The sequence below is a fragment of the Spiroplasma clarkii genome (assembly GCF_002795265.1).
GTDB classification, from domain to species: domain Bacteria; phylum Bacillota_I; class Bacilli_A; order Mycoplasmatales; family Mycoplasmataceae; genus Spiroplasma_A; species Spiroplasma_A clarkii.
This window is the reverse complement of sequence record NZ_CP024870.1, coordinates 42,730-56,516: the sequence shown is the minus strand read 5'-3', so window position 1 is coordinate 56,516 and position 13,787 is coordinate 42,730. Positions and strand designations below refer to the sequence as shown.

Genomic DNA, 13,787 nt, shown 5'->3' with positions numbered 1-13,787 from the left:
TAGACAAGCATTTTTTAATGGATATTATTTATTTTGTCCCAAAGATTCTGTCCCCGGCATCTCCTAAACCTGGAACAATGTAACCTTTTTCATTTAATTTTGGATCCAAACTTGCAGTGTAAATCTCAACATCTGGGTGTTCTTTTTGTAATTTATCAACACCTTCTTGAACTGCTACTAAACATACAAATTTTATGTTTTTTGCACCTCATCCTTTTGCAATTTCAATTGCTTTTGCACCACTTCCACCAGTTGCCAACATGGGGTCAACTACTAAAACATAGCTTTTATCCATTTCTTCTGTTGGTTTTGCATAATACTGAACTGGTTGTAATGTTTCTTCATTTCTGTACAAACCAACATGGGCAATTCTTGAAGTTGGAACCAATTTTTGAATTCCTTCAGTCATACCTAGACCTGCACGAATAATCGGGATTAACACAACTGGAATTCCAACTGTCTGTCCTTTAGCTTTTGCAACTGGGGTTGTGATTTCAACCTCAGTTAAAGGGATATCTCTAAAAACTTCATAAGCCATTAATTGACCAATTTCATTAAGGTTTTCACGAAAATCTTTTGATGATGTTTCTTGTCTTCTCATTCTTGTTAATTTATCAAGAATTAAGGGGTGGTTAATTATTGTTAATGCCATATTTTTTTACCTATCTTTCTAAAGTTCATTTAATTTGTCAACACGACATTGATGTCTTTCCCCATCAAAATCGGTTTTTAAAAATACATCAACCAAACTTATTGCTTTTTCAACAGCAATAAAGCGGGCACCAAGTGCGATGATGTTTGCGTCATTATGTAATCTAGCAAGTTCTGCTGCTTTTTCTTCATAGCAAAGCGCAGCTCGTGCAGCTTTAATTTTGTTCGCAGCAATTGAAATGCCAATTCCACTACCACAAATAATAATTCCTATTGACCCTTGATCTGCCACAGTTTTTTGTGCTACTTCACGGCCAAAGTCAGGATAATCTACAGCTTCCGCTGTATTTGTTCCGATGTTTATAACTTCATGACCTTGTTCAACTAGGTATTTAGAAATAGCGTTTTTCATTTCAATACCAGTGTGGTCATTACCAATGTATATCTTCACTTTTTTATTCTCCTTCCATAAAACTATACACCATTTTTGGCCAAAAATTCATTTAAATTAAAAAAAATTGCTTACGCAATTTTTAGTATTCAGATTCAAATGTTTCTTTTCCTCTAATAATAATGTCTTCTGAACCAGTTTTACCTGTTCCAGCAGGAATTAAGTTTCCTAACATAATGTTTTCTTTTAATCCTTCAAGTTTGTCAATTTTTCCTTTAATAACAGCTTTTACTAAAACTCTGGCTGTATCTTGGAATGATGCACTTGACAATCATGAATCAGATTCAAGTGGTGCTTTTTTAATACCAAAAATAACATGTTTGGCGAGAGGGGGTTTCTTAGTCTCATTAATAGCAGCAAGTACTTCATTTTTGTACTTTCTGGCTGAAATGATTTCACCGGGAAGTAAATTTGTATCTCCTGAATCAACAATTTTAACTTTATTTAACATTTGTTTTACAATAATTTCAATGTATTTATCTGAAATTTCAATCCCTTGTAAACGATAAACTTTTTGAACTTCTTTAAGAATGTAGTTTTGAACATCTTCAAGCTTAGCAACTTCTAATAATTCCTTAATATTAATTGCTCCTTCAGTCAGTTTTTTACCACGTCTAACCGAATCTCCTTCTTTAACCCTTGAAATGGCTCCATATTGAGATTTGTATTTTCTCTCTTCTTGATTTGAAGAAACTACAAAGGAGATGATTCCATCTTCTTCTTCAAGTTTGGTCACTTCACCATCAATTTGTGAAATAATCGCAATTGATCCTTTTGGTGTAGTTACGTCTAAAAGTTCTTTAATACGAGGAAGACCCTGAGTAATGTCAGCTCCCCCGGCAACCCCACCAGTATGGAAGGTACGCATTGTAAGTTGAGTTCCTGGTTCCCCAATTGATTGAGCAGCCACAACCCCAACGGGTTCTCACATTCCTACTTCTTGTCCTGTTGCTAAGTTAATTCCATAACAACGACGACAAACTCCTCTTTCAGTATCACAAGTTAAGACTGTTCTAATTAGAACATCTTCAACTCCAGCTTCAATAATTGCATCAGCAATTTCAGGAGTAATTAATGTGTTTGCTGGTGCAATCACATTGTTGTTTTTATCAACAACTTCTTCTCATGAATATCTTCCTAATAAACGGTCTTTTAAAGGAACAATAATGTTATTGTGTTTTGTTTCAATAATTGAGTAAACATTAAACCCTTTTGAAGCATTACAGTCTTCTTCAGTTACAATAATTTCTTGAGAAATATCTACTAAACGACGAGTCAAGTAACCTGAGTCAGCAGTTTTCAAGGCAACGTCAGCCATCCCTTTTCTGGCACCATGTGTTGAAATAAAGTATTCTGACACTGTTAACCCTTCTCTAAATGATGACTTAATTGGAATTTCTTTAATGTCCCCTTTAGGGTCATTCATTAATCCCCTCATCCCTACAAGCTGAGTAAAGTTAGAAACATTACCCCTTGCTCCAGAATCTGCCATCACAAAGATAGGGTTTTTTAGATCTTGTTTTAAAACTGTTTCTAATTCAGTTTGAATTTTATCTTTTACTTTTGATCAAATTGAAATAATTCTTCTTTTCTTTTCACTTTGAGTTAACATACCAATGTTGAAGAACTCATTGATTTGTGCTACTCTTTCATCTGCTTCGGCAAATTCTTTGAATTTCTCTTTGTAAGCGACAACGTCTGCAGCACTAATTGTGGTTCCAGATTTTGAAGAGAATTTAAATCCTAAGTCTTTCATGTTGTCCAACATTTGTGCGGTTTTTTGAGCACCATAAGTTTTAAAGTATCTTTCAATAATTAAAGATAACTCTTTTTTCTTAATTGGTTGTTGAATTTCATATTCATTTGCTATGTAATCATGAATGTTTGTATTTTGGTCAACCAAGAATTTTTTAACTTCATCTTCAGCAGTTAAAATATTACTGTTTGAAATTCAAGGGAATCTTTCAGTAAACATTTGGTTGAAGAAGATTTTACCAACAGTGGTAATTAAATATTTGTTTTTATCAACTTGATCAAAACATTTGTTTTTTAGTTCATTAACTGGAACTGCCACAATGGCATTCAATGAAACACTATTTGTTTCATAAGCTATTTTTACTTCATTAACTGATGTAAAGACTGTTCCTTGTCCTAAAATTTCATTTTTTTCAGTTGATTTTTCTTCTGTAGTAATATAATAGTTACCTAAAATCATATCTTGAGTTGGGGTAACAATTGGTTTACCATCTTTTGGTCCTAAAATTGCTTTACTTCCCAACATTAAAGCACGTGCTTCAGCAACAGCTTCATCACTAATTGGTAAGTGGATTGCCATTTGGTCTCCATCAAAGTCAGCATTAAAGGCTGTAGTAACTAGAGGGTGAAGACGAATTGCTTTACCCTTAACAAGTTTTGGTTCAAAAGCTTGAATACCCAAACGGTGTAAAGTTGGGGCACGGTTTAGTAAGACTGGGCGATCATGAATTACTTCTTCTAAAATATCTCAAACTTTTGGATCATTTGAAATAATCATTTTTTCAGCAACTTTGACATTTTCTGCAAAATCTTTTTCTTGTAGTCTTTTGATTACAAATGGTTTAAATAAAGTAATTGCCATATCACGAGGAATTCCAGCTTGATACATTTTTAAGTCTGGTCCAATTGCAATAACTGAACGACCTGAATAGTCAACACGTTTTCCCAATAGGTTTTGACGGAAACGCCCTTGTTTACCTTTTAAAATTGAAGTTAATGATTTTAATGGACGTTTATCTTTTCCAGTAACTGGTCTTGGTTTACGTTCATTATCTAATAAAGCATCAACTGCTTCTTGTAACATTCTTTTTTCATTGTTAACAATGATGCTTGGAGCACCCATGTCTTTAACTTTTTTCAAACGTTCATTTCTAATAATAATTCTTCGATAAAGATCATTAATTTCAGAAGTTGTAAATCTTCCTCCATCTAATTGAATAATTGGTCTAATATCTGGAGGAATAACTGGAATTACATGTAAAATCATTCATTCTGGTTTTGCTCCTGAATTATAAAGTGAGTCTAGGTTTTCTAAACGTTTCATTAATTTATTTTGTTCAGTGTTACCACGACGTTCTTTTAAACCTTCTTTAATTGAAGTAATTTCTTTTTCTAAATCAATTTGTTTTAATAACTCTTCAATTGCTCTTGCACCAATTCCAAATTTTGCCCCAGTGTATTTTGAAATAAAGCCCCCAGCATCATCCATTGAGAAAGTGTTTCCCGAAGATTTTAATTGTTCAATTAATTTATTTGCACATTTATATGCAAAGCTATCAGGTTCTAAATCAACACGAATGTCATCAAGAGTTTTAATCAGTTTTTCACGAGTTTTCATACTTCCTGAAGTAATTCCCAAGTCTAATACTTGAGCTTTTTTCAAGTGTTTTGATTCACCAGCATCCAAAACAATGTAACTTACAAAATAAACCACTTCTTCAACTTCTTTAGTTTTTAAGTCTAAAATTGAAGCAATTCTTGAGGGGTTTACTTTTAACATTCAAATGTGAGTTACTGGTTCAGCTAATTCAATGTGACCCATTCTTTCACGTCTCACAATTGCTTCAGTAATCTCAACCCCACAACGTTCACAAATTTTTCCTTTGTTTTTAACTTTTTTGTATTTCCCGCAACTACATTCATAGTTTTTGGTAGGTCCAAAAATTCTTTCATCAAACAAACCTTCTTTTTCAGTTTTTAAGGTTTTGTAATTTATGGTTTCAGGTTTTGTAACTTGACCTTTTGATCAACTTCTAATTACATCAGGAGAAGCAAGTTCAATTTTTATTTGTCTGTTATTTGCCATTTTTTAACTGTCCTCCATTTTCTAATCATCAAGGCTATCATCGTCATCGGCGAATTCAAGCTCAGAGTCATCATCTTCTAAATCAATTTCTAGATCTTCACCATCATTTTCAGTGTAGCCATCAAGTTCAACTGGATCTACAACTTTGCCAAATCCTGGGATTTCTACATCATCAAATTCTGTGGTGATGTCCTCTTCTTCATAAGCATTAATTTGTACTTTGTTTCCATGTTCATCAATCATGTGCATATCAAATCCTAATCCTTGGATTTCTTTTGTTAGCACATTAAATGATTCTGGAATTCCTGGTTTTGGAATTGGTTTTGAACGAACAATTGATTCATAAGTTTTAATACGACCTTTAATATCATCTGATTTAATTGTCAAGATTTCACGAAGAGTATATGCAGCACCATAAGCTTCCAGTGCTCATACTTCCATTTCTCCAAATCTTTGTCCCCCATTTTGAGCTTTACCTCCAAGTGGTTGTTGAGTAATCAGTGAGTAAGGTCCAATGTTACGAGCATGTAGTTTGTCATCAACCATGTGTGATAGTTTTAACATGTACATTACTCCAACAGAAATTGGTTTGTCAAAGGCTTCACCAGTTTGACCATCAATTAAAGTTACTTTACCATAGTTTTCCATACCAGCTTCATCCATGATATCTAGTAAATCTTGGTCTTTAACTCCTTCAAAAACAGGAGTTGAAACTTTAATTCCAAGTTTTTGAGCTGCCATTCCCAAGTGAATTTCAAGCACTTGACCAATGTTCATACGTGAAGGCACCCCTTGTGGGTTTAACATAATATCAACTGGAGTTCCATCTTCCATATGTGGCATATCTTCAATTGGTAAGATTTTTGAGATAACCCCTTTGTTACCATGTCGTCCAGCCATTTTATCTCCTTCTTGGATTTTACGTTTTTGAACAACATAAATTTTAATAATTTCTAAAATATCTGCAGGTAAATCATGTCCTTCTGCTTTACTAAATCTTTTAATTGATTTAATAATTCCTTCTCCACCATTTGGTACTCTTAATGAATTATCTTTTACGTTTCTTGATTTTTCACCAAAAATTGCATGTAATAATTTATCTTCTGGAGAAAGTTGAGTTTGAGATTTTGGTGTTACTTTTCCAACCAAAATATCTCCCACTTTAACTTCAGTTCCAATAGCAATAATTCCTTCTTCATCAAGGTGTTTTTTTGATACCTCAGAGATATTAGGAATATCTCTGGTGATTTCTTCAGGACCTTGTTTTGTTTGTCTTCTTTCAATTGTGTACTCATCAATGTGAATTGATGTAAAACGGTCTTCAACTACAATTCTTTCAGAAACAATTACAGCATCCTCAAAGTTGTACCCATTTCAAGTTGTAAAAGCGACCACAACATTTTGTCCTAAAGCAAGTTCACCTTTATCCATTGAAGGTCCATCAGCTAATATGTCACGGGTTTTAACTTTATCGCCAACCTTAACAATTGGAACATGTGTTAAAGCAGTTCCATTGTTTGAACGATTAAAATTATTTAAATCATAAGTTTTAGTTCCATTTGAGTTTTCTACATAGATTTTTTTAGAATCAACATAGGTTACAACTCCATCTTCTTTTGCAAGCACTGCATCTCCTGAGTCACGAGCTGATTCATACTCAACTCCAGTTCCAACAACTGGTGATTGAGGGTCAATTAAAGGTACTGCTTGACGTTGCATGTTAGCTCCCATCAAAGCACGGTTAGCATCATCATTTTCCAAGAAAGGAATACATGATGTGGCAATTGACACAATTTGTTTTGGAGAAACGTCAACATAGTCAATATCTTTTGGTGCTACCATAATGTCATCACCTCGATAACGAGCAACAACAGATTCATCTAAAATTCTACCGTCTTCAGCAATTTTAATGTTAGCTTGAGCTACAATGTAGTCTCTTTCTTTATCAGCAGTTAAGTATTCATATTTTTCTGAAATAACTTTACCATTTTCAACTTTACGGTATGGAGTTTCAATAAATCCATATTCATTGATTTTTGCATAGGTTGACAAGTTATTGATCAATCCAATATTTGGCCCCTCTGGAGTTTCAATTGGACAGATTCTTCCATAATGAGAAGGGTGAACGTCACGAACTTCAAGTGCAGCACGATCACGACTTAACCCGCCAGGTCCCAAAGCAGTTAAACGACGTTTGTTAGTTAATTCTGCCAATGGATTTGTTTGGTCCATAAATTGTGATAATTGAGAAAGGTTAAAAAATTCCCCAATAATTGCAGTTAACGGTTTATTGTTAATAATGCTTGAAGGTTTCATTTTAAATGGGTTTGAAGTTGAAAGTTTTTCTTTAACATTCTTTTCAATACGCATCATCCCAATTCTAAATTGGTTTTGCAATAATTCCCCCACTGTACGCACCCTTCTGTTTCCAAGGTGGTCAATGTCATCGATTTCACCAATGTCATCAACTAAATTAATTGCATAAGAAATGGTTGCTAAAATATCAGGAACACTTAATCATTCCTTGCTTAATTTTGGAGTAATTCCAATAATTGCTGTAACTTCATCTCTTAATTCATTGTTTCGATAAACAATGATTTTTTGTACTTCATCATCTGAAGTAATGTTTTCACTAAAACTAATTTTTTGTACCATAGCCCCAGCATCAAGAGTTTTTTCAATAAGGCCTTGTAAGTCTTTTGTGATTTCAGTATCTTTTGGGATAATTACTTTATTATTAACATCAACTAGATCTTCTGCTAGAACTCTACCCAATAGTCGGTTTTTAACTGCTAATTTTTGTTGTAATTTAAATCTTCCAGCTCTTGTTAAGTCATATTTACGTTTATCAAATAACAATCCATATAGGTATTTACTTGCCCCATCAGCAGTGGCGGTTTCACCTTGACGGATTTTTTTGTAAATTTCTTGAACTTGGGTCTCAAAATCAATTTGTAAATCTCCAGATAATGAGTCTTGTTCATAACTTGCAGTAATTAAATCACTTTCATGAAATAAAGCAATTACTTCTTCTTGTTTCATTTTAAAAGCAGTTAATAAACTTGTGGCTGTGGTTTTTCTAGATTTATCAATCTTGACATTGAAAATCTTTGATTTTTTATTTTCAGTATTTTTCTTATCATCTAATTCAAACTCTAATCAAGTCCCTCTTGAAGGAATAATATCTGCAAAGTAAATCATCTCACCATTTTTACGGTTGATTTCATTTTTAAAGTAACTTCCTGGTGATCTAACAAGTTGTGAAACAACAACTTTTTCACTACCATTAATTACAAAAGTACCTCTATCGGTCATTAATGGGAATTCCCCAAAAAATACTTCTCCTGTTTTATAGATATCCACATTGGCAATGTAAGTTTCGTCGGTTTCCTCAACTATTTCAATTTGGATTGAATCTTTTTCACCTGATTTTGACTTGAATTCAAAAAAGTATAGCTTGTCTTGGCTATTTTTAAATTCCACCCCTGTTGATTCAACCTTTTCTTGTAATCATCCTTTTAAGAAAGTTTCCATATTTCCTGAAATTTCTTCTTTAAAAATTTCTACATCTTCTTGGTGAATTGTCAGTGATAAGTTAGCATAAATTGGTGCGTCATATATCTTTGATTCTTCTTTTGCTTTTGGAATTGACATACGAGGTTCTCTAAATGCTCAGTCACTCATTGTTAAAACAATGTCCCCATCTGCTGAGACAACCGGAAAGACCTCCTCGAAAACTTCATTGATTCCTTTTTTTACAAATCAGTCAAAAGTATCTGTTTGCAATTCAATTAAATTTGGTAGTTCTAAATCCCCTGAGACCTTTGTGTAGTCCCTTCTTTGCACTAATGCGTTTACATTTTTGATTTTATAGCTCATAGTATCCTCCACTTTAATAAAACATATGCATACAAATTTTATATGAAATGCAATTGAAATTCAATACTTTTATTTATTTTTTATTATTATATGATATTATTATGCTTTGCTTTTGATGCAAAAAAGTGCGCATCACCGCACTTTCTACTTTTCTTTCTTAATGTGTCTTATTCTTATTTTTTAATTGTTTCTGCCTCTTGCATGTGAGGTTTTATCATTTTGTCAAAATTTAAGAATTTTAACTTACCAATTCCATTAATCATAATGTTAATAATGGGTCCTGCTACAAACACAAATGCAATTGTTGCAATTGAGAAGTTTGTGAAGAAACTATTTGCCGGTGTAATTCCATCAGTGGTAGGTACAAATCACACTGCCACTACTGCTGGTGCTACAATAATTAAATCACAAATTATTCTTGAAATTGAGTAGTTAAGTTTAGTTAAAGCCATAAATTGTGTACAAATACTGTTGTATGATCCTGGTGCTCAAGTTGATTTAACTCATAAAGCAATCCCAAAACAAAATACAATAAATGCTAATACAAACATTCAGCTTCTAACTCCCTGAGAACTTGCTCCAAGTGAATCTAGTCAGACAGCCATTTTTGGAACTAAACCAACCACACCCAGACCTTTGGTCCCTAATGGGTTAGCGAAAAAGTTAACAAAATATGGAAACACAAATGTAATAATTAGGTCAGTTACAACAATTGTTGCAAATGGTATTCAAATTGCTTTCAATTTATTTTTTTTGTATTCACGAATAGTGGCAATTAAACCAAAAATTGCTGAAACTATCATTGCTGTTACATAAAACAACATCAAAGTTGTAGAATAGATGGTTGCCACAGCATCTCCGTCACTCATGAATTTACCCTTAGCAACATAAACAAATGTAAATACTGCGAAGTCAACCTGACTTTTTCCTAATCCCGTAGGAATATACAATGCAATCCCAAGTGCCATGATTGTCATTCCTAAAAATAATAAAACTCCTTTAATAATTAAGACTTCGTAATTTACCTTAGCATACCTAAGGCGCTCATTAATTCAATCTTTCATTTTTCTCTCCTATAGTTTTTTTTATTGAAAACCACATTACCCCCCGTAACTGCTATTTTCAATGTATCTTTAGGCAGGGACCCACTATTTTGTAAAAAAAAATAGTAGGTTTACGAGTTCAATTGGATCCATGTTATATGTATTGAATGTGATTAAATTATTTTCATACAAATTCATATAAAAATAAATTTTACTGTCTTTGAAGCTTTAACATGTACTATCCGCAACTACCTTTCCCTACTTAATTTTATTATACAAAATAATTAGACAAATATTTAAATATTTACAAAAAAAAATAGATAAGAATTTATCTATTTTGGAATATATTATTTTAAGTCTACTGATGCTCCAGCGTCCATTAATTGTTTTTTCATTTCTTCTGCATCTTCAACTTTAACATTTTCTTTAATTGCTACTGGTAGAGTTCCATCAACTAATTTTTTAGCTTCCATTAATCCTAATCCAGTTAATTCTTTAACAATTTTAATAACTGAAACTTTGTTTCCACCAGCATTTGTTAACATAACGCTAACTTCACTTGGTGCAGCTGCTGCTCCAGCTGCTGCTGGTGCTGCAACTGCAGCTGCTGCAACAACTCCAAAGTGGTCTTCGATTGCTTTAACTAAGTCATTTAATTCTGTAAGCTTCATTTCTTCTAAAGCTTTAATAATATCATCTTTTGTAATTGCCATGATTTTTTTCTCCTTTAATAATTTTATTGGTGCTATTAGTACACTTAAATTTTAATTATTCTGATTTTGTTTTTGCTAATTCTTTTACAGTTAACATAAATTGACGTAATGGGCAAATCAATGAAGATGCGAACATTGAGTAAAGTTCATCTTTTGATGGCATAGAAGCAATTTCATTAATTGCTGCTGTATCCATAACATTACCTTCATAGATCCCGGCTTTCAATTTTAAGTTTTCATTGATTTTTGCAAAATCTGCAACCAATTTTGGTGGTAATAGAGCTTCATCTTCTGAAAAAATGTAAACATTTTGTTCAATTAAATATGCATCTAAACCTTGAATTTTTAATTCACTAACTGCTCTTCTTACCAATGAATCTTTGTAAACTTTTACAATAATTCCTTGTTCACGAGCTTTGTTTCTTAAGTCTGACATTTGAGCCACTGTTAATTTTTTGTATTCAGCAACAACCATACCTTTACTTGCTTGGATTTTTGCTTTAATTTCATTAACAATTTTCTCTTTTTGTTCATGAGCTGGTCTTGTGTATGACACTTATATTGACCTCCTTTTTAAAATAATACTAATCAAAATAAAACCTCAGAAATATAATTTTTCCGAGGTAAATTAAAATACACTAATTCAAATTAAAAAATTTGATAATTTAGAGATTTCATTCCTCGGCAACAAATTAAGGGTTTTTCCCCAGTTGCTTTCTTCGGTACGAATAGCACTTATATTTTAGCATAGTTTGAACTTTATTTATTAAATTAATAATATTTTTTGAGAATGGTTTCAATTTGGTGAACTTGATCAATTGTGTGATCTGCATATGTGCAAACTTTGGGCTGGTGATTGGTCATAGCAAAAGAATATTTGGCCTTAGTTAACATCTCAATATCATTTTCACCATCTCCACAAGCCACAATATCATCATTACTAAAATTATGAATTTTTTGAATAATTCCAATTCCAGCAGCTTTTGAAACATCATTATCCATAACTTCTAAAACATTTGTGTGGGTTCTAACAGCTTTACATCCCTCAATTTTGTCAAGGATAGCCCTTGCTTATTCAACTTGGTTTTCAGCAACAAAAGCATAAAGAAGGTTTAAATTTGGATTATTTAAAATATCTTGTTCAGGTGTTATGCTTGTAATTATATCAAGTGGCATTCTAGCTAAAAACTCATCAACAGTTACATCTCCAGATTTTACCTTTGTATAATTGTATCTTTTGTCTTCAATTGTATAACCTAGTGAATAAGTATTTTTAATCTTTTCAAAAATCTCTCAAATTTTTGGTCGACAAGCCAGATTAATGCTTTGACAATGAATCATTTGCTTATTGCTATCATAAACTGTAGCACCATTGTTGCAAATTAAATAGTCATAATCAATTTGATAACCTTCTAAGATGGTGCTGATTTCTTGCACCATTCTACCAGTTGCTACCACAAATTTGTTCCCTTGTTTTTTTCAATTCCTGATAAATTCTAAATCTTTGTCCTTTATTTTGTTGCTATGATCTAAGTTCAAAGTTCCGTCATAGTCTGAAAATCATCATTTCATGTCTTTCTCCTCTTATTCTAAAAATTTTTGAATTTCACAAACATTGTCAATTACTTCATTAGCATATTTATCAACATTTTTTTGGTGATTGGTCATTGTAAAGGCTTTGGCAGTAATTTGAAGCATTTCAATATCATTTTTACCATCACCGCTAGCGATGACATCATCAATTTTAAATTTATGAATTTTTTGAATTTCTTTAATTCCATGTGCTTTTGAAACACTAGCATCCATGACTTCTAAAACATTTTTATGGGTTCTAACTACTTTGCAACCTGGAATATCTTGTAAAAAATCTTTCACCTTTTCAACATCTTTTAAACTCAAATAAACATAAATTAAGTTTAAGTCTGGGTTATTTAAAATGTCTTTGGCACCCTCATCTAAATTGTTGCATTTTGGAGCATTAGCAAAAAAGGGGTCATCATCAATTTCTGGTGTTGGCACATATGAATAATCTTTACGTGCATCCAAAGTACAGTACCCTAAAATATATTTGGTTTGCAGCACTTTTAATTTATCCATAATAGCAGCTCTTGAACTCATTAAAATTGGAGTGTGATATAAAATCCCTTGATCTTTTCCATAAGCAATTGCCCCGTTATTGCAAATCATGTAATCATATGGGATTTTATTCATTGCTAAAACTGGTGCTATTTCATGGTGCATCTTTCCTGTGGCAATAGCAAACTTGTTCCCCGTTTCAATTCATTTCTTAATGAATCTTAAATCCTTTGTTTCAATTTCATCGTTGTGATGGATGTTAATGGTTCCATCATAGTCTGAAAATCATCATTTCATTGGTTATTTCCCGTCTATAAAATCTTTCTTTAACTAGAAATTATTATAGTTTACCCAATTTGTGGGTAAACTATCTTTATTATTATACGATAATGTTATGTAATATTTTCTAATAAAAAAATAACCCCCTGGGGTTATTTCTAGTGTTTTAGCCTTCAATTAGAACTTTAATTCCAGGACCCATTGTGGTGGTTACTGAAATATTTTTAATATAAGTTCCTTTAACGGCTGCTGGTTTTGCTTTTTTAATTACATCAAAAATAGCTGCATAGTTTTTCATTAAGTTGTCCTCTGAGAATGAAACTTTTCCTAAAATTGAGTGGATGTTTCCTTCTTTATCGGTTCTGTATTCAACTTTACCTGATTTAATTTCTTCAACAGCTTTTTTAACATTAACTGTCACAGTTCCAGTTTTTGGGTTAGGCATTAAACCTTTTGGTCCAAGCACTTTACCAATTTTCCCTAGTTCTGCCATCATTTCTGGAGTAGCTACAATTACATCATATTCAAATCAATTTTCTTTTGAAATTTTTTGAATTAATTCTTCTCCCCCAACAAAGTCAGCACCAGCTTCTTCAGCTTCTTTAACTTTAGTTTTTGTTAAAACTAAAACTTTTTGAGTTTTTCCTGTTCCTCCAGGTAATACAAGTGCTCCTCTGATTTGTTGATCTGCATGTCTTGGGTCAACATTTAGATTGAATGCAACTTCAACTGTTGCATCAAATTTTGTGATTGAAGTTTCTTTTGCTAATTTAATAGCTTCAGCAATTGGGTATAATTTTGTTTTATCTACTTTAGCATTAACTGCTTTTAATTTTTTACCAATTTTTGCCATA

Annotated in this window: 11 protein-coding genes and 1 other annotated feature; all 11 genes read right to left on the bottom strand. The window is 32.4% G+C overall.

What is annotated here, in order from left to right; translation table 4 throughout:
* Positions 1-28: 28 nt before the first annotated feature.
* Complete coding sequence (upp, locus tag SCLAR_RS00255) at positions 29-652, bottom strand: uracil phosphoribosyltransferase (protein ID WP_100253950.1); 624 nt, start codon at positions 650-652, stop codon at positions 29-31.
* Positions 653-670: 18 nt separating this feature from the next.
* The gene (gene rpiB / locus SCLAR_RS00250; RefSeq protein WP_100253949.1) at positions 671-1,102 is read right to left on the bottom strand and encodes a ribose 5-phosphate isomerase B; all 432 of its coding nucleotides are present in this window, start codon (positions 1,100-1,102) and stop codon (positions 671-673) included.
* Between the two features lie 82 nt (positions 1,103-1,184).
* Entirely contained in the window at positions 1,185-4,943 is a 3,759-nt protein-coding gene (gene rpoC, locus SCLAR_RS00245; RefSeq protein WP_100253948.1) for a DNA-directed RNA polymerase subunit beta', read from the bottom strand.
* A 21-nt stretch (positions 4,944-4,964) separates the two neighbouring features.
* Positions 4,965-8,822 (bottom strand): DNA-directed RNA polymerase subunit beta, encoded by a 3,858-nt coding sequence (gene rpoB / locus SCLAR_RS00240; protein WP_100253947.1) that lies wholly within the window; start codon positions 8,820-8,822, stop codon positions 4,965-4,967.
* 173 nt (positions 8,823-8,995) lie between these two features.
* Positions 8,996-9,886, bottom strand: a complete 891-nt coding sequence (locus SCLAR_RS00235) for an SPE_1075/MLC_0560 family membrane protein (RefSeq protein WP_100253946.1) — start codon at positions 9,884-9,886, stop codon at positions 8,996-8,998.
* A 326-nt stretch (positions 9,887-10,212) separates the two neighbouring features.
* The gene (gene rplL / locus SCLAR_RS00230; RefSeq protein WP_100253945.1) at positions 10,213-10,578 is read right to left on the bottom strand and encodes a 50S ribosomal protein L7/L12; all 366 of its coding nucleotides are present in this window, start codon (positions 10,576-10,578) and stop codon (positions 10,213-10,215) included.
* 55 nt (positions 10,579-10,633) lie between these two features.
* Positions 10,634-11,134 (bottom strand): 50S ribosomal protein L10, encoded by a 501-nt coding sequence (gene rplJ / locus SCLAR_RS00225; protein WP_100253944.1) that lies wholly within the window; start codon positions 11,132-11,134, stop codon positions 10,634-10,636.
* A 28-nt stretch (positions 11,135-11,162) separates the two neighbouring features.
* Positions 11,163-11,319, bottom strand: a sequence feature (ribosomal protein L10 leader region).
* 30 nt (positions 11,320-11,349) lie between these two features.
* Positions 11,350-11,628, bottom strand: coding sequence for an HAD family hydrolase (locus tag SCLAR_RS00220; RefSeq protein ID WP_257789172.1), 279 nt, complete (start codon positions 11,626-11,628; stop codon positions 11,350-11,352).
* Positions 11,629-11,649: 21 nt separating this feature from the next.
* The gene (locus SCLAR_RS00215; RefSeq protein WP_100253942.1) at positions 11,650-12,150 is read right to left on the bottom strand and encodes an HAD family hydrolase; all 501 of its coding nucleotides are present in this window, start codon (positions 12,148-12,150) and stop codon (positions 11,650-11,652) included.
* Positions 12,151-12,162: 12 nt separating this feature from the next.
* Positions 12,163-12,951 carry an HAD-IIB family hydrolase gene (locus SCLAR_RS00210; protein ID WP_100253941.1) on the bottom strand — a complete coding sequence of 263 codons (789 nt, stop codon included), beginning with the start codon at positions 12,949-12,951 and terminating at the stop codon, positions 12,163-12,165.
* A gap of 148 nt (positions 12,952-13,099) precedes the next feature.
* Complete coding sequence (gene rplA / locus SCLAR_RS00205) at positions 13,100-13,786, bottom strand: 50S ribosomal protein L1 (RefSeq protein ID WP_100253940.1); 687 nt, start codon at positions 13,784-13,786, stop codon at positions 13,100-13,102.
* Between the last annotated feature and the right edge of the window lies 1 nt (position 13,787).